Genomic DNA, 26,251 nt, shown 5'->3' with positions numbered 1-26,251 from the left:
AAGGTTCGGATACCAACATTCTATTTTTTATTTAATATATTCTATTATTGTATTCATCTTTAGTTATGACCCCTTCATCATATAGATCTCCTAAAGATTTTTCCATTGTTACCATACCAAATCTAGCTCCTGTTTGTATTGCAGATAGTATCTGATGAATTTTTCCTTCCCTTATAAGATTCCCTATCGCTGGTGTCCCCACCAATATTTCTAAAGCAACTCTACGACCACTTCCATCTTTTAGTGGAACTAATTGCTGAGCTATTACTCCCCTTAAAGAAGTCGATAACTGAGACCTGATTTGGCCCTGTCTCTCCTTTGGAAAGACATCTATTATTCTGTCTATTGTTTTAGCTGCACTATTAGTATGAAGAGTCCCAAAAACTAGATGACCTGTTTCTGCTGCTGTTATTGCCGCTTCTATGGTTTCTAAGTCTCTCATTTCTCCTACAAGAATTACATCAGGATCCTGTCTAAGAATATATTTTAATGCTGTCTTAAACGAATCTGTATCAGACCTTATTTCTCTTTGTTCTACTACACTTTTTTTGTGACTATGTAGATATTCTATAGGATCTTCTATTGTTATTATATGATGTGGCTTTTCATTATTTATTTTATCTATCATAGCTGCCAAAGTTGTAGTCTTCCCACTTCCTGTAGGCCCTGTAACTAGAACTAATCCATTTTTATATTCTGTAAATTGTTTTAAAGTGCTAGGCAATTTCAGATCTTCAAAGGAAAGAATTTCAGTGTTCAATACCCTTATAGTTATTCCAATTGTTCCCCTCTGCATATGAACATTCACTCTATATCTTCCGAGCCCTGCTACTCCAAAGGCAAAATCATATTCATAATGCTCCTTAAATTCCATATATTGATCTTCTGAGAGAATTGTTTTAGCTAAATCTTCTAATTTTTGAGGTACCATCTTCTCAAAATCACCTGTATCTAATAATTCTCCATTTATCCTTATCATAGGTGGTCTCCCTACCACAAAGTGAATATCTGATCCTCCAACCTCTTTAGCTTTCTCCAAAACTTTTCTTAATTCCATAAAATCTCCCCTGTTTTATTTGATTATATACACCTCATATACTTCATTATTTTCTTCTTTCAAGCCTATAAAAACAGCATTATTTTTTAAAATTATTTTTCTTGATCCTTCATTATTAGAAGCACAAGAGACCTTAACTTCTTCTATTCCCAGTTCTTTTGCTTTTTCTATTCCTAGTTGTAATATATTTGTTCCATATCCTAGAAACCTTTTTTTAGGAGGTATATTATAACTTATGTTTCCATGAATAGGTATACTCTTATATCTTATCTTTATCATCCCTCGGATTTCTTTTTCATCTATATCTACAAGCCAATATTCAGTCACAGGAACATCATCTTGAGGTAAATTTTTTCCAACGCTTAATTCTTTCAACCTCCTTAAATAATCATCAAAATTATTAATAGCATCCATATATGAATAATACAAAAGATCTCCTTCTAACTGGTAATCAAATATTATATCTTTAAATTCTTTTTCAAGTTTCTTTACAGGTAATATTAATTTTATTCCTATCATCTCCTAATTTCTATTTTATTTGAATTCAATAAAAATTTCATACTAAATTACAGTAAAAACCTCTACTTTTATTTAAACTCCCACCTTTGACACAAAAAAATTATATTTTTTAGTATAATTTTTTTAATCTTAGTAAATTTAGGGTAATAAAAGAAAAAGTTACGTGAACATCAGTACTTAAAAAACAACTTTTATTAACTGTAATTAAAAACAAGGAAAGAATTTCCTTGTTTTTATCTTTAAACTCCTATTATTTTTATTCTATAATTCTCTTAAATATCCTTTAATTTTATAAATATGGATTTTCTTTCGCTAAGTGATTTTGAACATAATCTTTTATTCCTTCTTCTAATGTATGAAATTTCTCTGTATATCCCACTGATTTTAATTTTTTCATCTCTGCACAAGTATAATATTGGTATCTTCCTCTAAGGTCCTCAGGCATCGGTACATATTTTATAACTTTAGATTCCTCCAATGAGTAATCATCCGCACTTGCTCTTATTGCATTTAATGCCAAATCTTTAAAACTTCTAGCAACTCCAGTTCCTATATTGTAGATTCCTGATTTATCCTCACTCTCTACAAAAAACTTCAGTACCTTTACTACATCTTTTATATAAACAAAATCTCTTAACTGCCCTCCATCTTCATATTCAGATTTATGAGATTTAAATAATTTTACAAGTCCATCTTTTTTATACTGATTAAATGCATGAAATACCATAGATGCCATTCTATCTTTATGATATTCTTGAGGTCCATATACATTAAAAAACTTTATTCCAACCCATTGTTTAGGAGTTTTTTCTTGTTTAAACGCCCAATCATCAAAGAATTTTTTAGAATATCCATATTTATTTAATGGTTTTAATTTTTTTAATTCCTCTGGAGTTACATCATCATCATATCCTAATTCTCCCAATCCATAAGTAGCTGCAGACGAAGCGTATATAAAATTAATCTGTCTCTCTGTACAGAATTCCCACAATTTTTTTGTATATCCATAATTATTATCCATTAAGAAATCCATATCTGTTTCAGTCGTTGCTGAACATGCTCCCATATGTACTACTCCTGTTATTTTTGATGCATTTTTCTCAATAGATAACCACTCAAATAAATCATTTTTATTTATCCAGTCATAGTAATCTCTATCCCTTATATTTAACCACTTATCTTCTTGTTCTAGCTCACCAGATAAGATGATATCACTCTTCCCACCTTCATTTAATTCCCAAGTTAGTGCACTAGCAATAAACCCACAAGCTCCAGTTATTAACAACATATTCCTAAACCTCCAATTATTTTAGTTTCAGATTTTTTTATAACCTAATTTTAACATAATTATATGTGTATGAGCAAGAAAACACCTTTATTTCCAACCTTTTTTTCTAAAACTTTATTTTTTTTAATATCATTCAACTTATATTTCTCCTACCTATTAATTACAAAAAAATGTTTATTATTATAGAAAAGATATTAGAGATCTTGAATGTTTGACACAGTATATTTAATATGCTAATATTACTTAAAGATGTTTATAATTAACATAATTTAGGAGGGGTTTTAATGAGTAAAGTTATATATACAGATGAAACTAGTTTCGAGGCAGTTATCCAAGATGGGATTGTTTTAGTTGATTTTTATGCTGACTGGTGTGGTCCTTGTAAGATGTTAGCTCCAATTTTAGATGAATTATCTGAAGAGGTTACTGCTAAGATTGTTAAAGTAAATGTTGACGATAATCCGGGCTTATCTCAAAAATACGGTGTTAGAAGTATTCCTACTATGATTGCTTTTAAAAATGGTGAAGCTGTCGATCAAATAATTGGATTAGTTCAAAAAAATGCTTTAAGCGAAAAATTAAATTCATACTAAGAGTAAGGGTCTTCGGACCCTTTTTTTATTTTCTTACATTTGAAATTGTAAAAAACTATGCTATAATTTAATAATTATAATAGGAAAATATGTTTAAAACTAGGGGAGACATAATATATGAAAAATTTAAATCCAAAAACCATTGCTATCCTCCTATTTTGTGTTGTTCAAATATCCTTTGGTGCAAACGAACCAGGATTTGGAAATGACCTAAATAAGGCGGCTTCAGCAGGGCTTTTTTCAACTGTAAACGATATAAGTAAAGTTAATGCCTCCAATGATGGGGCTGCTATTTCTAGTGAAAGTTTAGTTGTTGATACAAAGAATGACACTTTGACAGCTGATGGTGGGGTAAAATTTAAATACCAAGGATTAAAACTTCAAGCCTTTGGTTTTAAAAGAGATAAAAATTCAAATATAGTTACGGCTACTGGAGATGTGAGAATCGAAATGGGTGATGGCTCTAATCAAGCTAGGATTGATTCTCAAAAAACTCTTCTTTCATTGGATAGTAGTATTTTAAAATACTATGATAGTATTTCCTATATGGAAGTAGGGTCTGTAACAGGAGCTGTAGCTCCTAATGATCGAATATATTTTGGTGGTGAAGTAGGAGAATATACAAAAGAAGCTTTTACTTTGAAAAATGCTTGGTTCACTACTGATTTCAGTATCTTAGAAACTGGTGATTATAAAAAAGGTGGATATTACCTTGAAACTAAAAAATTAAAAATAGTTCCAGATAATAAGGCTGAATTTCAAGATATCGACCTGTATATTAGTGGTCATAAAGTAGGTTGGTTCCCTTGGTATGCAGTTAATATAAGACAAGGTTCCAAAGTCCCTCTTTTCCCTGTTTGGGGAGATAGTACCGATTATGGATTCCATATATCTAGTGGTATAAACTACGGAAATAATAGCAGTAAATACTTTAAAGGTGGTATAGCCCCTAAATTTTCTGACCAATTAGGATTATTAGTTGGAAGATTTGAAAACTGGTATGATCTAGGAAATTATGGAAATGGTTTGATTACTGCCGATGATCTATTGGTCTCAAAAAAAGATAGTTCTATCGACGATAGATGGGATCTTGCTGCTAACCATGAATATAAAAGTGATAAAGGTTATTTAAAATTAGGATTACAGAGTACAACAGTAAATAAAATAAGTGCTTTAGAAGATTATAGAGATGAGTTAGAAAGAGCTGGGTACTATAAAAATAAAGATAGAAATGATGGTGAATCTATTAATTTTATTACTTTAGATTCAGAATTTAAAAATATAGGTGAACGAAATGATATAACCCTTCATTCTAAAGTTAAAATGTTAGCTGGAGGAGAAGAACCGTATAGACAATTAGTTGATGATCGAATGTCCGATGCATCTTTTGGTTCTGAGTTAGACCATAAATTATACACTGATCTTGGGTTTACTAAAGACAATGAAGACTATATGTTCTCTGGATACTATAACTATCTAAAAGATTTGGACCCTGGTTCTACATCTAAAGACGACGATGATCAGTCTAGACGTGAAAATTTTGGATTTGCATTTAACTTAAAAGAAGCTAAGATAGATTTTGCTTACGATCACAAAAGTGGAGACAAACTCAGAAAACTTAGATCTTGGGAACGTAGTCCAGAACTAAAAGACATTACAACAATTCAAGGAAAAAGCGTAAACTATACTCCCTGGTCTGTATATGAATATGATAAAGATGACAGCGATAAGATCAAACTACACCTTGGAGAATACGATTTAGGTCATACTGGAGCAACTTATAAGGTTAAATTTGATAGTCTTAGATCTGAAAAAGAATTAAATTTAGACAAAGACCCATTTAGAGAGGCTAGTAGTTCAAATAATACTAATTTCAATACTAGAGATCAGCAATATAACAAAGAAGAAAATATTATCTATAGTAAAAATAGCGAAGATAAGGTTGCTACTGAGTTCTCCTATGATCAATACAGACTAGAGCTTGCTTTTGGTCGTACAAAAGAAGAAAATTGGGACAGAGAGGGAATATATAAGTATAATAAATTAGAAGAAAACGATGCTTATAATATCTATATCAATGAGTCTGAGTTTGCCCAAATCGAATTAGAAGACAAAAGACTTAATTTAGGTTACCTAGGTGAAATAGGATTAAAATATAACCTGAGATATGATAAATATACAGGTGGTTATGATACTTATAATGGTAATAATAACGGTGGCGACTCTTCTTTACGTCATCAAGTAGATTTAAGCCATAAAATCACTCTATTAGACAACACCAACAATCATTTTAGAGATATAGATTTTAAATTAAACAATGAATTCAATTATTTTGGTCAACTTTACTCCTACGATAATGGAAGCCGTAACGGTAACTCTACATACAATGGACAGGTTAGATTAAAAAACAAAGATAGTATCAACCAGTTCAAGGATAAAATCACACTAGATCTTGGAAATACTACGACTATCTATACTGCTGGATATAAACAGAGCAATGATGGATTTGATAGAGATGTAAAAAGAGGAGATCTATACACTAACAACATTGATTTCTTAGTCAACGATGAAAAAAAATTAAATTTATACTATGATTTGGATAAAAGATTTACCCGTGGGGAGCTTACACCTTCAGGTTATACCTTTGATGAGGAGTATAATGACCTAACCAACAATAAATTTGGTCTAAATTACTATATCAACGAAAGTTATAGATTCTATTATGATCATGAAAAAATTGATTATACCTTGATGAATCCTCAAAATAACAACCCTTCTAAACCAAATAATACTTATAGTTCTGCAAATGAAAAGGTATCAGAAAGTACATATGGAATTGAAATAAAAAATGAACTAGATATCTATAATATTACTTATACTCAAGGATCAGATGACAGAGTAGATAACAACATAGACACCTTTAGTATTAAAAATGATATTATTGGAGCTAGTTATCTAAATGGAGGAGAAGTAGAACACTTCTACCGTGCTACCTATGGTATCTATAAGTATGGTCCATCACAAAGTTTAAAAAATTACTCTTCAGACCAAGTTTCATTCAGATATGAATATAGGGACAAAAGATTTACTGATGAGGAACTTAAAAGTTATGCTGCAGCTGAGTATAACAAAGATAAATTAGAAATTACTCCTGCTGAAATAAGCCGAGTAAAACAAATTTTAAATGAAAGAAACGATAATCAATTGGACTTTAGTCTTAACTCTATTATGTTTGAGGAAATGAACCGTCCAGAGTATAAAAAATACTTTACCCTTTCCCTTATGGCAAATATAAATAGAGAAGCATATAACTACAGTAACGATTTCTTTAAAAGTTTAAAGGAATTAGAGGGTGACGTATACGGTTCGTATAAAAGATTTGGTCTAGGATATACGTATCGTGAAGAAGCTAGTTTTAACACTAACTATGATAGAAATATCACTAAACAAGAACATGAATTCAGAATGCGAGCCGGTATAGGAAAGCCCAGCCAAGGGTGGAATATAAAACTTTCCTATAAAACTGAGATAAATACCGATAATGAATACGGTATTTATTTGGGAAAAGAAATGGGATACTATGAATGGTCTGTAGGATATACCAAAGATTACGACAGAAGAACAGGGTCGTATGACGATCGTTTAGCAGTTCAATTTACTCTTCTTACATTCCCAGAGAACCCTCTTTTCGGAATTGGATACAAGGATAAGGATGGAAGTATGACTCCTAACCTATGGCTAGGTAGCGGAGTAGAAGTAGACGAACCAAATAATTAATACACTTTTGACATCTTGAACAAAATGTGTTAAAATTTTCAGATAATAATATTTCAGTAGGAGCTTAGACTATGAGATTACTTACCACCACAACGGATACTTTTATTTAGATTTGTAAATATACAAATCTTATTTCTTTTGTAAAAATATAAGTTTTGTATCTGTCTGGAATGAAAAAATATTTAACCCATCTAGATGATACTCTAGATGGGTTCTTTTTTTAGAAAAAAATTAAATTATATATAAAAAATTGAGGAGTGATGTAAAGATGATTAAGATAACTTTACCAAGTGGAGATATCAAAGAATTTGATAGCTCAGTAAACATGTTTCAAATTGCCAAAAGTATAAGTAACTCACTAGCTAAAAATGCTGTAGCAGCAAAGGTTGATGGGAAATTAGTAGATATGACTACAATACTTTTAGAAGACGCTGCCGTAGAACTTATAATGCCTAACAGTGAAGAAGGAATAGAAGTTATTAGACATTCCACTGCACACCTTATGGCTCAAGCTGTAATCAGACTTTTCCCTGAAACTAAAGTAGCTATCGGACCATCTATCGAATACGGATTCTACTATGACTTTGATCCAAAAGAACAATTTACAGTAGAAGATTTAGTTAAGATCGAAGCCGAGATGAAAAAAATAGTTAAGGAAGATATCAAAATAACTAAGGAAAATATTTCTAAAGAAGATGCAATAGCAAGATTTAAAGAAGCAGGAGAGGACTACAAAGTAGAGATCATTACTGATATTGCAGTAGGGGCTCTTACTCTTTATTCTCAAGGTGATTTTACAGATCTATGTCTTGGACCTCATGTACCTTCTACTAGATATTTAAAATCATTTAAACTTATGTCAGTAGCTGGAGCTTATTGGAGAGGAGATTCTTCTAACAAGATGTTACAAAGAATCTATGGTATAGCTTTTGATTCAGATAAAGCATTAAAACTATATCTTAAATTCTTAGAAGAAGCTGAAAAAAGAGATCACAGAAAACTAGGTAAGGAATTAGATCTATTCTTTATGAGTGAATATGGTCCAGGATTCCCATTTTGGTTACCAAAAGGAATGGAAATAAGAAATGTACTAGAAGATCTTTGGAAATCTGAGCATAGAAAAGCTGGATATGAAGAGATAAAAACTCCTGTTATGCTTAACAAGGAATTATGGGAAACTTCTGGTCACTGGTTTAACTATAAAGAGAACATGTATCTTTCTGAAGTTGATAAACATGAATTTGCTATAAAACCTATGAACTGTCCTGGAGGTATTTTAGTTTATAAAAACAATTTACATTCTTATAAAGATTTTCCTATTAGAACAGGTGAATTAGGTCTTGTACATAGACATGAATTTTCTGGTGCATTACACGGATTATTTAGAGTTAGAAACTTTACTCAAGATGATGCTCATATCTTTATGACTCCAGACCAAGTTGAAGACGAAATCATAGGAGTTATAAAGCTAATAGACAAATTCTACAATAAGTTATTTGGATTTGAATATAGTATCGAACTTTCTACTAAACCTGAAAAAGCTATTGGATCAGATGAAATATGGGATAAAGCTGAATCAGCATTAGAAGGAGCTATGAAAAAAATTGGATTAGATTATAAATTAAACCCAGGAGATGGAGCATTTTATGGTCCTAAGTTAGACTTCAAAATCAAAGATTGCTTAGGTAGACAATGGCAGTGTGGAACTATCCAATTAGACTTTAACCTTCCTGAAAGATTTGATATGAACTATATTGGAGAAGATGGAGAAAAGCATAGACCAGTTATGATTCATAGAGTAGTTTATGGTTCAGTTGAAAGGTTTATTGGTATCTTAATTGAACATTTTGCAGGTGCATTCCCATTATGGTTAGCTCCTACACAAGTAAAATTACTTACTCTAAATGACGAAGTAGTTCCATATGCTAAAGAAGTTATGGCTGAATTAGCTAAAGTTGGAATTAGATGTGAATTAGATGACAGAGCAGAAAAAATAGGATATAAGATCAGAGAAGCTAATGGTAAATTCAAAGTTCCTGTACAACTTATCTTAGGAAAAGCTGAATCTGAAGCTAATGAAGTAAATGTAAGAAAATTTGGTTCAAAAGACCAAGAAACTATGAAACTAAATGATTTTGTTTCTATGATAGTAGAAGAAGCAAAAGTAAAATTTGATAAGTAAGAAAAATAAAAAGGAAGATGCCTAGGCATCTTCCTTTTTATTTTTCCCTATATCATCTAGCTTGGTTTCTCCACCTAAGAGGAAGAGTGTCTATTTTTCCCATTCAGCTGTCATTTTTAACCTTTTTATCCCATTTTTTATGGATCTAGCTTTAAACATACTGATTCCTCTCATCTCCATGAGTTCTTCTTCTGTTAATTCCAATATTTTAGATAAAATTTCATATTTACCTATTATTCTATCAGTATCTTTTCTTGTAATCCTTGTTATCTTATTTAAAATCCTATATCCTTTGGTATCTAATTCCATATCAAAAGTAGCGGCAGATCTACCGTATCCTAAAGCTCCTGCTATATTTTCGGTCTCTAGAAGTTCCAAATCTCCTAATCCCAAAAGTCTTTCCTTTACTTCAGGAGCACCAAAATCACCTTCTCCTAGATTTATATAATCTCTAATGAAATTTTCTTCTTCTTTTAAAACACCCTTGAATAATTCTTCTAATTGAATCTCTAAAAATTTTCCCTCGGATCCTAATTCTATTATTGAATGTTCTACTTCTACCCTTATCCTTATCAACATCTCAAATCTTTGAAGTACAGTAACAACCTCTGAAAGAGTTACCATTCCATCGAATTCTAAAAGAGTTACATTTTGTAATGCTCTGTCAAGTACATGTTTATACCTCTCAAAAGTTTTCATAGCTTGACTTGCCTCTATCATTATATCAGCTAGGTTTTTCACCTTATATCTAAAATCTCCCTTATAAAGGGTAATCCTATTCCTTCTCTCTGAGATAGCTATAACCAAATTATCTGTCTGTCTAGCTACCCTTTGAGCAGTTCTATGCCTAGTTCCACTCTCATTAGTTTTAAATGATTTATCTGGCTGTAAATGAACATTGGCATATTTTATTTTTGTAGCAGACCCATCCAAAATAATAGCTCCATCCATTTTAGATAGTTCATGAAGTCTTTGAGGAGTGAATCTACAATTTAATTCAAATCCACCATCTATTAGATCCCCTAAAGTATCATTGGCATCTAAAACTACCAAGGCCCCAGTTCCTGCATCTAAAATATTATCTAACCCTTCTCTAAATACTGTTCCAGGGGTTACCTGAGAAAATATTTTCTTTAAATTCTGCTCCATAATCACCTCATCCTCTCTGCAAGTTCTGCTAAATTTTTTAGATATATCATCTTTAAATTATAACTATTATGTTCAATTTCTTTTTTATTAGAATGAGGCAGATAAACACCTGAAAACCCAAGTTTTTCTAATTCTTTTAGCCTCTTATCCACAAAAGATACCTTTCTTATCTCTCCACGCAAACCTAGTTCTCCTAAAGCTGCTATTTTTTGACTAATTTCTATCCCTTTAGTTACAGAGATCATTGCCATTACTACTCCTAAATCTGCCGCTCCATCATAGATTTTTATTCCTCCTGGAATATTCACAAAAACATCCTTAGAGGATAGGTTTAATCCTATTTTTTTTTCCATGACAGCATTGAGTATCTGTATCCTATTCCTATCAAATCCTTGCACCACTCTCTTTGGGATTCCAAAAGGTGACTCATTTACCAAAGTCTGAACTTCTAATAAAAATATCTTGGTACCCTCTAGTACTGGAACTACTATACTTCCAATATTTTTCTCATCTCGTTCACTAAGAAAAAATTCTGAAGGATTCTTTACTTCTACCATTCCTTTTTCTTCCATATTAAATATCCCAAGCTCATTAGTCGATCCAAATCTATTTTTTAAACTTCTTAAAATTCTATAAAACAGACCTTCTTCACCTTCAAACTGTAATACTGAATCTACCATATGTTCCAGTAGTTTTGGACCTGCTACCTTACCATCTTTGGTAATATGTCCCACTAAAAAAAATGATATATTATGAGTTTTAGCCAGTTCTACTATTTTTAAGGTACATTCTCTTATTTGAGTTGTAGTTCCTGGGATAGAATCAAAGTTTGAACTATATAAAGTTTGGATGGAATCTACCACCACTACTTTTGGTTTCTTTCTGATAACATAATCATAGATAGATTCCATCTCTGTCTCTGACATAATTGATATATTATCTCCAGACAAACCTAATCTATCTCCTCTATATTTTACCTGCGATGGTGATTCTTCACCGGATATATATAATACTTCTCCATACTGTGAATATTGATCTACTGCTTGTAATAGAAGTGTAGACTTTCCTATTCCTGGATTACCTGTCAAAAGAACTACTGCTCCCTTTACAAGACCTCCTCCTAGCACCCTATCAAACTCATTAAATTTTGTAGTATACCTAAAGTTTTTTTCCACTTCTATATCTTTAAAACTAACTACCTTAGTATTGCTAACTTTTTTTTTAACACTGCTTTTAGAAGAAGCACTGCTAACCTCTTCTTCTAACGTCCCCCAACTATCACATTCCGGACACTTTCCTAACCATTTAGAAGATTCATAGCCGCAGTTCGAGCATATATATACAGTTTTTAGTTTAGCCATGAATTCACTCCCCTTTCTCTAATGGTATTTCTTTAGCATTAAGACCGCTCTCTAATTTAGAAATTAGTCTGAAATATGATCAATGAAACACCAAAATTTATTATTTATTATTTAACCTTTCAACTCTTTCTTTCTTACTTGTTTTGCTCTTGCTTTTACATCCTCTATTATCTCTGGTGAAATAAATTCAACTATCTTTCCACCATGAAGTGCCACTTCTCTCACTAGACTAGCACTAAGATATAGACTCTCTCTTGATCCAGGTAAAAATATTGTTTCTACCTGATTATCTGAAAGAGATTTATTTGTAAGTGCCAATTGTAGTTCATATTCATAATCTGAAACTGCCCGTAACCCTCTTACTACAAGAGTAGCATTATTTTGTAAAACAAAATCTACCAACAACCCGTCAAAAGCTTTTACCTCTATGTTATCAAATCCCGATAAGCATTTTTTAACCAATGTTTTTCTTTCCTCTAAATTAAACCAATACTTTTTATTATGACTATTCAAAATACCCACTATCAATTTATTTGAAAATTTACTGGCGCGTTTTATAATATCTAAATGCCCTTTAGTTATAGGATCAAAACTTCCTGCACATACTGCTACTATTTTTTTCATTTTACATCTCCAATACTATTTCATAGTCATTATTGTTTTTATTTTCTTTTTTCTTATTTTTTTCTAGGATAAATTTCTTCTTACGTAATTTTAAGTATCCTATTATAAATTCCATATAAGCCTCGCAAATAAAGTCATACAGCTCCACACTTGTTATTAGCCTTATTAGTTTTATATCATTATCTTCTGCTATTTCTCTTATCTCTCTCATTATATCTAGAATTATACTCTCTTTAGATTTTACTGTTCCTGTTCCATCACAACATGGACAAGGTTTTTGATAGTATTTAGCTAGTGGGCTTCCCTGTCTTTTTCTTGTCATCTCAACCAATCCAAGGTCTGTAAAATGGATGATATTATTCTTTATCCTATCTTTTTTCAAACTTTCTTCTAATACTTCCACTACCTTTAACTTATCATTTTCTACCTTCATATCAATAAAATCTATAATAATAATACCACTTAGATTTCTCACTCTCAATTGTATTGCTATCTCTCTGGCTGCCTCTACATTGGTTTCCACTACAGTATCTTCTAGATTCATTATCCCTGTATTTCTACCTGTATTCACGTCTATACTTATGAGAGCTTCTGTTTTTTGGATGATTAAATACCCACCACAGTCTAGCCACACTTTTTCATTTAAAGCTGTCTCTAATCCCTTAGTTACATTGTAGTGATCAAAGATATGAAGGGAACTTTGAAATAATTTTACCTTAGTTTTAAATGTTTCATCAGAAAAAGCCTTTACATAGTCCACAATCTCCCAATATTTTTCTTCATCATCTATTATTAATTCATCTATATGATTGGAAAATACATCCCTTACAGTTCTTGTTACCATATCATTATCTTGATATAAAATTTCTCCTACTTTACTATCTTTAAACCTTTTTTCTATACTTTTCCATTTTTTCACCAAATATTCAACCTCTTTTTCAAAATGAAGGTTGTTTTTATCTTTAGCTGCAGTTCTTATAATAATACCCATTTCCTTAGGTTTCACATTATCTATTAGAGTTTCTAGCCTCTCTCTCTCTCCAACATCCTTTATCTTTTGAGAGATAGCAATGTGATTGTCATTTGGCATCAATATCAAATATTTACCTGGTATAGTGTAATGAGTGGTTACCCGGGCACCTTTATCTCCTCTAGGTTCTTTTACTATTTGAACTATTATCTCATCTCCTACATTGAGGATATTTTCTATAGGTCTATTACTATTTTCTATACCATTTAAGTATTTTTCCTCGAATTCACGTAAATCTCGGATATGCAAAAAAGCATTTTTTTCTAAGCCAATATCCAAAAATGCTGATTCCATTCCTGGCAACACATTAGCTACTCTAGCCTTATATATATTACCATTTATTCTATTTTGTTCGTTTCTTTGTATAAAAAATTCTGTGAGTTTTTCCCCTTCTAAAAGAGCTGCTCTTTCTTCAAATTCACTTATACTTACTATTATCTGATTCATAATATACCACTCTCTAAAATTTTATTTAAGATTTCTTTCCTAGTATATTCTATCTTATTTACCACTACTTTTTCTAGTGATAGACTGTTGTCAATCTTTATAGTCATTTTTTCACCAAAAAATAATTTATTCTTTTTTTTCATCCCTACTATTTTAGAGATGTTTTTTTCGTGGGTAACTACATCTAACTTTTCTAAATTTAAAGATCTTAAAAATCTTCCATAAATCTCGGTTTCAACTGTTTCTTTAAAAGCTGGATGAAAAGGTCCTGCTTTTATTACCCCGTCTTCACATAGATCCTCAGAAGGTTGTAATCCCACTCGAATTATATTTATATTATTAAGTTCAAACAAAATCATGATTGGTAGTACCCTAAAAATACCTTCTTCTAAGTCCATAGGGCTATATTCTTTATCATAATACATTTTTTCCAACTTCGTATTATTTATAACCAATGTGGGATATATCCTAATCATATCTGGGTTTATCTTCACTACCTTTTCTGCTGTTTCAAAATCTGTCAGATTAGTAGACCCAGGTAGTCCAGGCATCACTTGTATTCCTAATTTAAAACCATAACTTTTTATTAAAGTAGAAGCCGCTTCTACTATATCAGATTTATAACCTCTTTCAGACAGAGACAAGACTTCATCATCTAAAGATTGAACTCCTAATTCTATAGTTGTCACATCATATTTTAAAAGAAGATCTAATATCTTTTCGTTAATATAATCAGGTCTTGTAGAAAGTCTAATACCATCTACAAGGCCTTTATCAATATATGGTTTAACTGTAGCTAGATACTTTTCCTGTATTCTCTTATCAATTCCTGTAAAGGTTCCACCAAAAAAAGCTACTTCTTTTTCTGAATCTTTTGGCAGAATCTCTAGATATTCCTCTATTATTTCTTCAATATCCAAACATGTAACATCAGTTTCCCTACCGTTTATTTTTACTTGATTACAAAATACACAGGTATGTGGACATCCAAAATGACTAATAAATATTGGAATATTATAATGTTTCAACATACTTTATTCCCAAACTGTCGCAAGCATGTTTTGCGGCTTTCTGCTCTGCGGTTTTTTTATTTCTTCCCTCTCCCGATCCCACTAATTTTTTATTCATAAATACACCTATCTTAAAAAATTTAGCATGATCTGGTCCATCTTCTCCTACAAGTTCATAACTAGGTACTTCTTTATATTTTCTTTGACTAAATTCCTGTAATGCTGTTTTAAAATCTATCAATTCATCATTTTCATAGATATGCTCAATCTCATAAACTAGATGAGATAATCCATATTTTCTAGCCGTTTCTAAATCCGAATCTAAATAAATAGCTCCTAGTACCGATTCAAAAACATCTCCTAATATTGAAGATCTATCTCTACCACCAGTAACTTCCTCTCCTTTGCTAAGAAAAAGATATTTTCCTAATTTTAATTTTCTTGATATTTTAGCCAGTACCGGTTCACTTACTACCATTGATTTTAATTTAGCTAGATCTCCCTCAGAGGATTCTTTAAAATTTTTATATAAATATTCAGTAACGACAAGATCTAGAACTGCATCTCCTAACAGTTCTAGTCTCTCGTTGCTTATTTTTTTATATTCCTTATTTTCATTTCCATAAGATCTATGAAGTAAGGCATGTTTTAAAAGCTTTTTATCCTTAAAAGTGTGACCTAGAATTTTTTCCAATTCCAAGTATTTTTTCATTTTCCCACCCTTATAATTAACTCTTTCTTCCAAAAGAAAGAGTGTATTTTTTAGTCCTTGTATTTTTTCATAACTAGTACTGCGTTATGTCCACCAAATCCTAATGATGTAGACATTCCTACTCTTATTTCCTTCTTTCTAGCTTCATTTGGAACGTAATCTAAATCACATTCTTCGTCTGGATTTTCATAGTTGATAGTTGGTGGCATTATTCCTTCACTGATTCCAAGAGCTAATATTACACCCTCCATTCCACCAGCTGCTCCAAGTGGATGACCTGTAGCTCCCTTAGTAGATGATACTGCTAAATCTTTAGCATGATCTCCAAAAACAGTCTTTATAGCTGCTGTTTCTAATCTGTCGTTAGCCGGTGTAGAAGTTCCATGTGCATTGATGTAGTCAACTGTAGTCTTATCTACATTTCCTTGCTTTAAAGCCATCTCTATAGCTCTTGCAGCTCCTTCTCCACCTGGTCCAGGGGAAGTTATATGAAATGCGTCACAAGTTTCTCCGTATCCTACTACCTCAGCATATATTTTTGCTCCACGGGCTTTAGCCTGCTCCAACTCTTCTAAGACCAATACTCCCGATCCTTCTCCCATTACAAACCCATCTCTATCCACGTTAAATGGTCTAGACGCTTTAGTTGGTTCATCATTTCTAGTCGATAATGCTTTCATATTAGCAAAACCTGTTATTGCAAATTCTGTAATACAAGCTTCAGTTCCACCTGCTATCATAGTATCAATTTTTCCATGTCTAATCATCTCAAAAGCATCTCCAATTGAGTGAGTTCCAGCAGCACATGCAGTTACTATAGTTTTATTTGGTCCCTTAGCACCTGTGTATATTCCTACATTTCCTGAAGCCATATTAGCTATCATTGCAGGTATTGTAAATGGTGATACCTTTCTATTTCCTTTATCTAATAAAGTTTTATATTGTTTTTCAAAAACTTCCATTCCACCGATTCCAGAACTAACAATAACCCCTACAGAAGTTGCATTTTTTTCAGTTATCTCAAATTTTGCATCTTCTAAGGCCATTTTAGATGCCGCTATGGCAAATTGTGTATTCCTAGCTAATTTTTTAACTTCTTTTTTTTCAATCCCAAAATCTGTAGGATCGAAGTCAGTTACTTCTCCAGCAATCTTCACAGATGTATTTTCAGTATCAAAACTCTCTATTTTCTTTATTCCACACTCTCCAGCTTTTATTCTAGCCCAAGATTTTTCTACTCCTGTTCCTAGTGCAGTTATCATTCCTACCCCAGTAATTACAACTCTCCTCATTTCTTCACCTCATAATATTTAAGTTTTTTTAAATGACCATCTCTAGATTGTAGCTTCCTACCAATTGTTGATTTTCTATTATCATATCTAATCTACAGACAGTTTTTCAAATAAAAACAACGTTATGTTGCTTTCATATAGATGATAAAATAAAATTATATATTAATTTTATAATCTCTTGAAATAAAAAATAATAGGGGATATAACTCCCCTATCTATATATTTTTTATTTAGTTGCTTCTACGAAGTTAACTACATCTTGGACAGTTTTAATTTTTTCAGCATCTGCATCAGGAATTTCAATATCGAATTCTTCTTCGAATGCCATTATTAATTCAACTGTATCTAATGAATCTGCTCCTAAATCGTCAATAAAGTTTGCCTCTAAAGTTACTTGATCCGCGTCTACACCTAATTGATCTACTATTACTTCTTTAATTTTGTCTAACATAATTTTTCCTCCTTGAATTTTAAGTTTACTATATACAATAGTAACAAATTTTATACATTTTTTCAACCTTTAAAAGGTTTTACTGCATTATCATTCCACCATTCACACTCAAGGTTTGGCCTGTTATGTAAGTAGATAGATCCGATGCTAAAAACAATACTGCATTAGCTATATCTTCTGGTTCCCCTATCTTACCGAGAGGAATTGAACTTAACATTCCTTCTTTAACTGATTCACTTATCGCATCAGTCATATCAGATTTTATATATCCTGGTGCTATAGCATTTACTCTAACGTTTCTTTTTGCTGATTCACGAGCTAAAGATTTAGTCATTCCTATAAGTCCTGCTTTAGAGGTCGCATAGTTTACTTGTCCCATATTTCCTGTTAGTCCTACTACAGAAGTCATGTTTATAATTGATCCTGATCTTTGCTTAGTCATAGTTCTATAAAATCCTTGAGTCACATAAAATATTCCTTTTAGGTTTACATCCATCACTGAGTCCCAATCTTCATCTTTCATTCTCATAAACAATCCGTCTCTTGTGATACCAGCATTATTTACTAAGATATCTACCCTTCCAAATTTTTCTATAGTTTTATCCACTAGATTCTTTACGGCGTCTTTAGAAGTAACATTGGTTTGCACTGCCAAAGCTTCTACCCCATATTTAGCAGATATTTCATTAGCTATCTCTTCTATTTTTTCAATAGCAGAATTTCCAATTATTACAACATTAGCTCCATTTTCAGCTAATTTTTCTACAACAGATCTTCCAATTCCTCTTGTAGAACCAGTAACTACCGCTACCTTTCCCTTTAAATTAATCATTCTACAAATACCTCCTCAATTGTTTTTCACTAATCATTTCAATACTATTATAGATCTAAACTTCTCGCAATTTAATTATTTCAACACTCTCTAATTATGAAAATTTATTATACTGATTCGACATTTATAACTTCTAAAGTTTTATCTATCTTTCTAACTAACCCTTTCAATACTTTTCCAGGACCTATCTCATAAAATTTAGTCACTCCAGCTTCTTTTAATTTTTCAATTATTTCAACCCATCTTACAGGACCAAAAGTTTGGTGATATAACTCTTCTTTTATCTTTTCAGCAGATTTTAAAAACTCTACTCCTGTATTGGATAATATCTCAATTTTTCCTTCTTTAAAGTCAAATTTATCAAAGTTAGCTTTTAATCTATCTCCTGCTGGCTTCATAAGTGATGAATGAAATGGTCCAGACACAGCTAATACCATAGCTCTTCTAGCTCCTGCTTCTTTTAGTTCCTCACAAGCTATCTCAATAGCATCTTTTGATCCTGCTATTACAGTTTGCTTTGGTTCATTGTAGTTTACAGCTTCTACTATTCCATCTATATTCTTACATATTTCTTCGATTTTAGCTGATTCCAACCCAATGATAGCTGCCATAGTTCCATCTACCTCTCCTGAAACAACATTCATAATTTCTCCTCTAAGAGCAGTTAATCTTACTGTATCAAAAGTTGATAGTACATCTGCTGCTCCTAAAGCTGAATATTCACCTAGTGAATGTCCTGCCACATAATCCGCTTCGATTCCACTATCATTTAATAACTTAGTTAATACCAATGACATAGTTACTATAGCAGGCTGTGTATATTTCGTCTGTTTTAATTTCTCCTCAGGTCCATTAAACATAGTTTCTTTTAAGTCCAATTCTACGCTTTCAAAAATTTCATCAAAATATTTTTTAGCCATCTCATTTGTTTCATATAATTCTTTACCCATTCCAACATATTGTGTTCCTTGTCCTGGATATATAAACGCTATTTTCGACATAATTCCTCCTCCATTCATAACACCCGTTATTTATATCATATAACCTTAGTTATGTCAAATTTCGTATGATCAATAAGCCCACTTCATAACACAAGAAGCATATGTTAATCCAGCTCCAAAGCCTACTAATGCTATATTATCACCTTTTTTAATCATTCCCTTTTCCAATGCTTCTCCCAATGCTAAGCCAACAGAAGCTGCTGAAGTATTTCCATATTTATCTAAGTTAATCACAAACTTTTCTACCGGAAATTTTAATTTTTTTGCTGCCGAACTTATGATTCTCATATTAGCTTGATGAGGTACAATAAGTTCTATTTCATCTATACTTATACCTGTACTTTCCAATACTTTCTCTACTGCCACAGGCATCGCCTTTACAGCAAACTTAAAAACTTCTGGTCCTTTCATCTTAAGATAATGAGATCTATTATCTACAGTTTCATGAGTTGCAGGAGTTCTAGAACCGCCTGCTGGGATAACTAATACATCATCTAAATCTCCGTCAGCCCCTAGATGAGAACCTATAATACCATGACCTTCTTCCACTTCTCCTAACACTGCTGCTGCTGCTCCATCACCAAATAATACACAAGTATTTCTATCTTCCCAATCTAAAATCCTAGAGAATACTTCGGCACCTATCACTAATACCCTTTTATACATACCAGTAGCTATAAAGTTACCTCCAGCTTCTAATCCATATACAAACCCACTACAGGCCGCACCTAAGTCAAATGCTGCTGCATGATGTGCTCCTAATCTTTTTTGTAACATAGCTGATACTGTCGGAGTAAAATAGTCCGGTGTCATTGTAGCTACTACTATTAAGTCTAAATCCTCTGCTTTTGTATTCGATGCTTTCAAAGCTTTCACTGCTGCATTATATGCAAGATCTGAAGTAGCTTCGTTTGTCGCTGCTATCCTTCTTTCTTTTATTCCTGTCATTTTTTGTATCCATGCATCTGAAGTTTCCACTATTTTTTCTAAATCAAAATTTGTCATTATTTTTTCTGGAACATAAGTTCCTATCCCTAATATTCCATAACTTTTAATAGTTTTCATTTTTTCCTCCAATTACTTTTTTTAGACTTTCAATAAAGTTATTTTCTGCAAATTTATTTCCTACTAAGATAGCATTTTTTATAGCTTTTGAATCTGAGTTCCCATGCGCTTTTATAGATATCCCATTTAGTCCCATAAATAGTGCTCCACCATATTCAGATGAATCAGATTTTTTTTTCATATCTTTAAATACAGAGCTCATAAATAATGCTCCTATTTTTGCTAGTAAACTTTTCTTTACCCCATCTTTTATAATGTTTTTCATAAAACGAGCAGTTCCCTCTGCTGTTTTTAAAACTATATTCCCGGTAAATCCATCTGTTACCACCACATCTATATTTCCATTAATCATCTCATGAGTTTCTATATTCCCACAAAAATTTATATTTTTATTTTCTTTTAATAAATAGAATGCCGATTTAGTAAGTTCATTCCCCTTACCATCTTCCTCTCCTATATTAAGTAACCCAACCCTAGGATTATCTATATTTAATAATACCTTAGCATATTCATTTGCCATAGTAGCAAATTGATCTAGATACTCAGGCTTACAATCAGCATTAGCTCCTGCATCTAATAATACTATATTTTTATTATTATTTGCCGGGAATACTGTCGTTATAGCAGGCCTAAGTACTCCTTTAATTCTTTTTAACTTTAACTGACTAGCAGTCATTAGGGCTCCTGTATTTCCAGCTGATATACATGCCGTTGCTTCTCCATTCTTTACCATCTCTAAAGCTACATTCATCGATGAATCTTTTTTGGTTCTTACAGCTACTGTAGGAGATGTTGTTTCATCCATTCCTATTACTTCTGTAGCATTCTTTATCTCTATTCTGTCTTTATCGTAATTGTATTTTAATAATTCTTCTTTTATAAGGCCCTCTATTCCTACAAGAATCACACGGATATTCTTATTTTCATCGATAGCTTCTACTGCACCTTTTACTATTTCTAAAGGCGCGTAATCACCACCCATAGCATCTAATACTATTTTCAATATTCTCCCTCCCTTTTTTTCTACCCTCTAACTCTATCCTACCATATTTTTCCCTTTGTTTTTTCACTTTTTCATTTATTTCAAAAAAAAAAAGGTAAGAATACTCTCACCTTTTTTCTCAAAGATTACTCAGCTTCGTTCGTTAAAACTTGCTTGCCTTTGTAAGTTCCACATTCTAAACATACTCTGTGAGGTCTCTTTGGAGCTCCACAGTTAGAACACGTAGCTAAGTTAGTTCCTTTTAAAGCGTGGTGCGATCTTCTCATGTTTTTCTTAGCTTTTGATGTTTTCTTCTTAGGTACTGCCATTTTATTCCCCTCCTAACTTTTATTTTAATTATAATAAATTATTAATTCTTTAAATCCAGTAGTTTTTGCCACCTGGAGTCTATCCCACTATCACGATATTTTTCTAACTCTTCTAATCCACTACATTCTGGTTCACACGCTGGAAATTGAGGCATATCCAAAATAATATAATCTCTTACTAAAGAACTTATATCCACCTCGCCATCAACTAATTCTTCTACCATGTCATCGAATACTTGTGCTTCTTTTCCTAAAGATTCAATATACTCTTCATAATCTTTGCTTTCCTTGTAATTCCCAAAGAATTCTCCTGAAACCGTTACTTCGATTTCCTCTAAACATCTAACACAATTAGTTTTTATCAAAGCTGTATACTCACCTCTAATGATGATTTCACTTTGAACTAATTCTACCAAATAATTTACGTCTACCTTTGGAACTAATGCTCCTTCTACTAGAATATCTTCTAATATTTCTGTAAACTGAAATTTAGTTTCCCTTCTCTTTTTTAACTGATCAATGTTTTTTTTCAAGTCACTTCACCTCTATAATGTTACCTATGCATTATATTAAACTTTCCAACCTTTGTCAAGTAAATTTTATTAACAAAGGTTTTTATATTGATTTATATTTTCCACTAGCGCTATTTTCTCTAACCTTTCCAATATAAATTTAGTTTACTAAAAAAATTATAACTAAATTTATTTCTATAAAGGTAATTTATTCTATTATAAATGTACAACTATCTATTATTATACAACATACGTTATTTTATTTCAACCAAAATACTTACATTATAGGTCAATTAACGATATAATATAAATATAAAACATATTTAAGAGGTGATCTAATGTCAAATTTAAATAAAACTCCAAGTTCAAATAGACTACATATCTCTATTTTTGGAAAAAGAAACATGGGAAAATCAACATTGATAAATGCAATTACAGGACAAAACTTAGCCATTGTCTCTGATTTTGCAGGAACAACAACTGATCCTATCTACAAAGCTATGGAGATACTCCCCATTGGACCTTGTGTCCTTATAGACACAGCTGGGATAGATGATGTAGGTGCATTAGGAGACTTGCGTATAAAAAAAACTATGGAGGTTGTAAGAAAAACCGATATAGCTCTTATCACAGTTGATTACAACGGTTTTTTAGAATTCGATTACAATATTATAGATATTCTAAAAAATAATAACACTCCATTTATAGTAGTTATAAATAAAATAGATATAAAAAAACCAAAATCTGATTTTTTAACCGAATTAAAAAACTTGAAATACCCATATATAAATTTATCTGCAGAGCAAAAAGATAGGATGGAAGATATGAAAGATTTAATCATCCAGCACTCTCCAAAAGAATTTGAAAGTCCTAGTATCTTAGGAGATATTATAGAGAGCGGAGACCATATTGTTTTAGTTATCCCTATCGATACTGGCATGCCCAAAGGTCGTATAATTCTCCCTCAAGTACAGACTATGAGAGATATTCTAGATAACAGTGGAATTATCCATACCTGTAAAGATACAGAATTACAGGCTACTTTAGATGGCTTAAAAAATCCTCCTAAATTAGTTGTTACAGATTCACAGGCTTTTGAAAGAGTATCAGCTATAGTTCCAGACAATGTCCTTTTGACTTCATTTTCGATCCTTTTTGCTAGATACAAAGGTGATTTAAGCAAGATGATAGGTGGTGCTAAAACGCTTATGTCTCTCAAAAGTGGAGATAAATTTTTAGTTTCAGAAGCCTGTACCCACCATGTACAAAAAGATGATATAGGTAGATACAAGATCCCAAAATGGATAGGTGAAAAGATCGATACCGGAATAGAATTTGATCTTGTAGCAGGAAGAGAATACCCTGAAAATTTAAAAGACTATAAATTAGTCATCCACTGCGGTGGATGTACATTAAATAGAAAAGAGATGTTAGGTAGAATAGATATAAGTTACCGTGAAGGTGTTCCTATTTTAAACTATGGTCTCTGTATAGCTGCTCTCTACGGCATCCTAGATAGAGCCCTAAAGCCCTTCCCAGAGGTAAATGAAATATGGAAAACAAAGTGAAAATCTATTTAAATAGGTTTTAAAATCCGTGAAATCTGTGTCAAAAAGAAAAGATTTTTAATTTAATTATATATTCGATCAAAAATCTAAAAGGAGAGGATTTCAACATGAAAAAATTAGTATTAGTTATAATTATAGCTATAAATTTAGTAAGTTGTAGTAGTACCCCAAAGAAAACTGTGTCATATTCAAACTCACATATACAAAATTCAAGATTCAAAGTAGGAAATACTATCAGAGGGAAGTCTTCTTGGTATGGAGATTACTTTCATGGGAAAAAAACAGCTAGTGGAGAAAAGTACAATATGTATAAATTAACTGCTGCCAATAAAACTTTACCTTTTGGCACTATTGTTAGAGTAAAAAACTTAGATAATGGAAAATCCGTAAAAGTTAAAATAAATGATAGAGGCCCCTATGTAAAAGGTCGAATGATTGATCTAAGTAGAGCCGCATTCAAAAAAATTGCACCTTTAGGAGCTGGAGTATTAAATGTTGAAGTTACCATCTTAGATACTTCAAATACTTTTAGATATAAACACTAAATTTTAGCAATATAATGTTAAATCAAAAGAAATCAACAACATTTTTTTATACGTAATCTCTTAAATAAATAAAAAATGAGCAAAATAATTTGCTCATTTTTTTAGTTTTTTAGTTTTTTAGTTTTTTAGTTTTTTAGTTTTTTAATTGTTTTTCTTTTTCTATACCCAAGTGGAAATAAATTATTGATGCAGGTCCACTTATCAATCTTTCTCTTATAAAATCATCTGATGGATTTTTGAAATATCCCGTTGCAATAAGAGTAGATAAACCATGAGCAGATATCCAACAGTCAATAGTTAAAGTTTCTTTGACTGCAGTTGGTAAACCACTAAACCTTCCATCTTTTTGAATAGAGTCAAAGATTATTTTATGAAATTCCGATATCAATGTACTATATGAACTATTTCTTAAAAATATAGATTTAAATAAGGGTTTTTCTTCCCTTGAAAACTTGCATATTCCTAATCCTATATTAAGAAATGGTAGCTCTTCTTTTTCCTTACTTACATATGTTAAAAATAAGTTTTTAGCTCTATTTATCAATTCTTTCTTCAATTCATCCATAGACATAAATAAACCATAGATAGGAGCAGGAGAACAGTTTAATTCCTTCGCTAAACTTCTCGCTGTAATATTTTCCAAACTACCTCTCTCTAACATACTAAAAGCTTTGTCTATTATTTCTTCTCTCGTAAATATTGGTTTTTTAGGCATTCTTCTCCCTCCATTTCATTTCTTTGTATTATAACACTCGTTTTTTGTTTTTTCAACCACTATTTTATATAAGATTACAATCCCCAACTAAATTTCAGTTGTAATTTTATATAAAAGGGAACCCTTAAGAGGGCCCCCTAAATAATTAAAATTTATATGCTGCACTTATTCCAGTAGCTATTATACTTTTTTTGTATTTTGTAACTCCAACTTCATGATCGATATAATCGACATACATTGTTCCAAATGTCCACTCTAAATTAGAAGTTTGTTGGAATTTTGCTCCTACAGTAAATATGTGTGAGTTCAATGCATATTCAGTATCATTAAATGTCTCATCACTAGCACCTGTATCTGCATAGTTATATCCTGTAGTTAGTGTCCATCTTTCAGAAACTTGATACTCTGTACCTACGTTTAATTCCCATCCATTTCCAAATCCATCTTTACCATCTGTATCAGCTTCTGAAACGAAATAATAGTTTCCTCCACCCATTACAGTCCATTTTTCATTTATCTTATAAGACACACCGTACTTTAATTCAGCCGGTAAATCTCTCCATCTTTTATCTCCATCAATAATTGGAGCTAAAGCTGCTCCTGTTGAAGTTTGTGCTAACGTAGGTAATATTGCTCCTAAATATCCACTACCCTTTGAGTCTGCTTCAAATTCTAACTTAACTTTTGAATTATAAGTTAAAGCCATATTCATTCTATCATTTGGTTTATAGTTTACACCAAATGTTCCACCAAATCCTTGAGCTGTTCTCTCCGCATCGTAAGTTCCACTGGCTTTCATCCCTGTTGGACCTCCATTAGCTGGATTTCTTAATGTTGCATCTTTTGAAGTTTCTATTTTGATATTTCTTTGAGCATAGATATATTTCACCCCTGCTGCTACTGACCATTCGTTGTTTAATCTATATGCTGTACCAAAATTAGCCATGGCATATGCATTTTTCCCTTCGACTGTTCCACTTCCACTATACAGCATTTTCTCTAATAAAGGTACTCCATCCTTATAGTTTAAAGTAGGTCCTCCTGCGGCTCCTCCACTATTACCATAAAATGCCCAATCTCCACTTTTATGAATAAAACTTAAGTTAGGTATAACACCTAATGGATCATTAGCTTTGTAATGTTTCCCACCTTTTTCCATCTCATAAGTGATATTAGACAATTGTCCACCTACAGATATATAGTTACCATC

General features: G+C 31.8%; 24 protein-coding genes. 5 read left to right on the top strand and 19 right to left on the bottom strand.

Annotated elements, in window-relative coordinates; genetic code table 11:
- Window positions 1-31: 31 nt before the first annotated feature.
- From WBG30_RS08365 to rfaD, 3 genes are all read right to left on the bottom strand, one after another.
- A complete protein-coding gene (locus WBG30_RS08365; protein WP_424504192.1) occupies window positions 32-1,057 on the bottom strand; it encodes a type IV pilus twitching motility protein PilT in 1,026 nt (341 codons plus the stop codon).
- Window positions 1,058-1,072: 15 nt separating this feature from the next.
- On the bottom strand, window positions 1,073-1,576 hold the full coding sequence (locus WBG30_RS08360) for a GNAT family N-acetyltransferase (RefSeq protein ID WP_424504191.1): 504 nt from the start codon (window positions 1,574-1,576) through the stop codon (window positions 1,073-1,075).
- A 289-nt stretch (window positions 1,577-1,865) separates the two neighbouring features.
- Window positions 1,866-2,864 carry an ADP-glyceromanno-heptose 6-epimerase gene (gene rfaD, locus WBG30_RS08355; RefSeq protein ID WP_424504190.1) on the bottom strand — a complete coding sequence of 333 codons (999 nt, stop codon included), beginning with the start codon at window positions 2,862-2,864 and terminating at the stop codon, window positions 1,866-1,868.
- Window positions 2,865-3,148: 284 nt separating this feature from the next.
- On the opposite strand from rfaD, the gene trxA reads away from it, so the two are divergent.
- From trxA to thrS, 3 genes are all read left to right on the top strand, one after another.
- Window positions 3,149-3,457, top strand: a complete 309-nt coding sequence (gene trxA / locus WBG30_RS08350) for a thioredoxin (protein ID WP_424504189.1) — start codon at window positions 3,149-3,151, stop codon at window positions 3,455-3,457.
- Window positions 3,458-3,574: 117 nt separating this feature from the next.
- Entirely contained in the window at window positions 3,575-7,234 is a 3,660-nt protein-coding gene (locus WBG30_RS08345) for a hypothetical protein (protein WP_424504188.1), read from the top strand.
- 268 nt (window positions 7,235-7,502) lie between these two features.
- Window positions 7,503-9,416 (top strand): threonine--tRNA ligase, encoded by a 1,914-nt coding sequence (thrS, locus tag WBG30_RS08340; protein ID WP_424504187.1) that lies wholly within the window; start codon window positions 7,503-7,505, stop codon window positions 9,414-9,416.
- Window positions 9,417-9,506: 90 nt separating this feature from the next.
- Here the strand turns inward: thrS and disA are convergent, their stop codons facing one another.
- The 14 genes from disA to WBG30_RS08270 form a co-directional block, all read right to left on the bottom strand.
- Window positions 9,507-10,565, bottom strand: coding sequence for a DNA integrity scanning diadenylate cyclase DisA (gene disA / locus WBG30_RS08335; RefSeq protein WP_424504186.1), 1,059 nt, complete (start codon window positions 10,563-10,565; stop codon window positions 9,507-9,509).
- A 2-nt stretch (window positions 10,566-10,567) separates the two neighbouring features.
- Window positions 10,568-11,926, bottom strand: a complete 1,359-nt coding sequence (radA, locus tag WBG30_RS08330; RefSeq protein WP_424504185.1) for a DNA repair protein RadA — start codon at window positions 11,924-11,926, stop codon at window positions 10,568-10,570.
- A gap of 111 nt (window positions 11,927-12,037) precedes the next feature.
- On the bottom strand, window positions 12,038-12,550 hold the full coding sequence (coaD, locus tag WBG30_RS08325; RefSeq protein ID WP_424504184.1) for a pantetheine-phosphate adenylyltransferase: 513 nt from the start codon (window positions 12,548-12,550) through the stop codon (window positions 12,038-12,040).
- Between the two features lies 1 nt (window position 12,551).
- Entirely contained in the window at window positions 12,552-14,027 is a 1,476-nt protein-coding gene (locus tag WBG30_RS08320) for an Rne/Rng family ribonuclease (RefSeq protein WP_424504183.1), read from the bottom strand.
- Window positions 14,024-15,055 (bottom strand): elongator complex protein 3, encoded by a 1,032-nt coding sequence (locus WBG30_RS08315; protein WP_424504201.1) that lies wholly within the window; start codon window positions 15,053-15,055, stop codon window positions 14,024-14,026. The genes WBG30_RS08320 and WBG30_RS08315 overlap by 4 nt, the downstream gene beginning before the upstream one ends.
- A complete protein-coding gene (gene rnc, locus WBG30_RS08310; RefSeq protein ID WP_424504182.1) occupies window positions 15,042-15,749 on the bottom strand; it encodes a ribonuclease III in 708 nt (235 codons plus the stop codon). The genes WBG30_RS08315 and rnc overlap by 14 nt, the downstream gene beginning before the upstream one ends.
- Before the next feature lie 50 nt (window positions 15,750-15,799).
- Window positions 15,800-17,041 carry a beta-ketoacyl-ACP synthase II gene (fabF, locus tag WBG30_RS08305; protein ID WP_424504181.1) on the bottom strand — a complete coding sequence of 414 codons (1,242 nt, stop codon included), beginning with the start codon at window positions 17,039-17,041 and terminating at the stop codon, window positions 15,800-15,802.
- Window positions 17,042-17,267: 226 nt separating this feature from the next.
- Window positions 17,268-17,492 (bottom strand): acyl carrier protein, encoded by a 225-nt coding sequence (locus WBG30_RS08300; protein WP_028855307.1) that lies wholly within the window; start codon window positions 17,490-17,492, stop codon window positions 17,268-17,270.
- 79 nt (window positions 17,493-17,571) lie between these two features.
- A complete protein-coding gene (fabG, locus tag WBG30_RS08295) occupies window positions 17,572-18,324 on the bottom strand; it encodes a 3-oxoacyl-[acyl-carrier-protein] reductase (RefSeq protein ID WP_424504180.1) in 753 nt (250 codons plus the stop codon).
- A gap of 107 nt (window positions 18,325-18,431) precedes the next feature.
- Entirely contained in the window at window positions 18,432-19,325 is an 894-nt protein-coding gene (fabD, locus tag WBG30_RS08290; protein ID WP_424504179.1) for an ACP S-malonyltransferase, read from the bottom strand.
- A gap of 69 nt (window positions 19,326-19,394) precedes the next feature.
- The gene (locus WBG30_RS08285) at window positions 19,395-20,381 is read right to left on the bottom strand and encodes a beta-ketoacyl-ACP synthase III (RefSeq protein WP_424504200.1); all 987 of its coding nucleotides are present in this window, start codon (window positions 20,379-20,381) and stop codon (window positions 19,395-19,397) included.
- The gene (gene plsX, locus WBG30_RS08280; RefSeq protein ID WP_424504178.1) at window positions 20,377-21,393 is read right to left on the bottom strand and encodes a phosphate acyltransferase PlsX; all 1,017 of its coding nucleotides are present in this window, start codon (window positions 21,391-21,393) and stop codon (window positions 20,377-20,379) included. The genes WBG30_RS08285 and plsX overlap by 5 nt, the downstream gene beginning before the upstream one ends.
- Before the next feature lie 125 nt (window positions 21,394-21,518).
- Window positions 21,519-21,701 (bottom strand): 50S ribosomal protein L32, encoded by a 183-nt coding sequence (gene rpmF / locus WBG30_RS08275; protein ID WP_424504177.1) that lies wholly within the window; start codon window positions 21,699-21,701, stop codon window positions 21,519-21,521.
- A 41-nt stretch (window positions 21,702-21,742) separates the two neighbouring features.
- Window positions 21,743-22,234, bottom strand: coding sequence for a YceD family protein (locus WBG30_RS08270; RefSeq protein ID WP_424504176.1), 492 nt, complete (start codon window positions 22,232-22,234; stop codon window positions 21,743-21,745).
- A 317-nt stretch (window positions 22,235-22,551) separates the two neighbouring features.
- Here WBG30_RS08270 and hydF point away from each other — a divergent pair, with 317 nt between their 5' ends.
- Window positions 22,552-23,781, top strand: coding sequence for a [FeFe] hydrogenase H-cluster maturation GTPase HydF (gene hydF / locus WBG30_RS08265; RefSeq protein WP_424504175.1), 1,230 nt, complete (start codon window positions 22,552-22,554; stop codon window positions 23,779-23,781).
- Window positions 23,782-23,888: 107 nt separating this feature from the next.
- Complete coding sequence (locus tag WBG30_RS08260) at window positions 23,889-24,326, top strand: septal ring lytic transglycosylase RlpA family protein (RefSeq protein ID WP_424504174.1); 438 nt, start codon at window positions 23,889-23,891, stop codon at window positions 24,324-24,326.
- Between the two features lie 133 nt (window positions 24,327-24,459).
- On the opposite strand, the gene WBG30_RS08255 is transcribed toward WBG30_RS08260, so the two are convergent.
- On the bottom strand, window positions 24,460-25,041 hold the full coding sequence (locus tag WBG30_RS08255; RefSeq protein ID WP_424504173.1) for a TetR/AcrR family transcriptional regulator: 582 nt from the start codon (window positions 25,039-25,041) through the stop codon (window positions 24,460-24,462).
- Between the two features lie 145 nt (window positions 25,042-25,186).
- Window positions 25,187-26,251: OmpP1/FadL family transporter (locus tag WBG30_RS08250; RefSeq protein ID WP_424504172.1), on the bottom strand; the 1,065-nt coding region annotated here is incomplete at its 5' end.

Origin of the sequence: Psychrilyobacter sp., assembly GCF_049671765.1 — a bacterium.
Classification (GTDB): domain Bacteria; phylum Fusobacteriota; class Fusobacteriia; order Fusobacteriales; family Fusobacteriaceae; genus Psychrilyobacter.
Note: the sequence above shows the minus strand (reverse complement) of the source record. Positions and strands in the feature narration are given on the sequence as shown.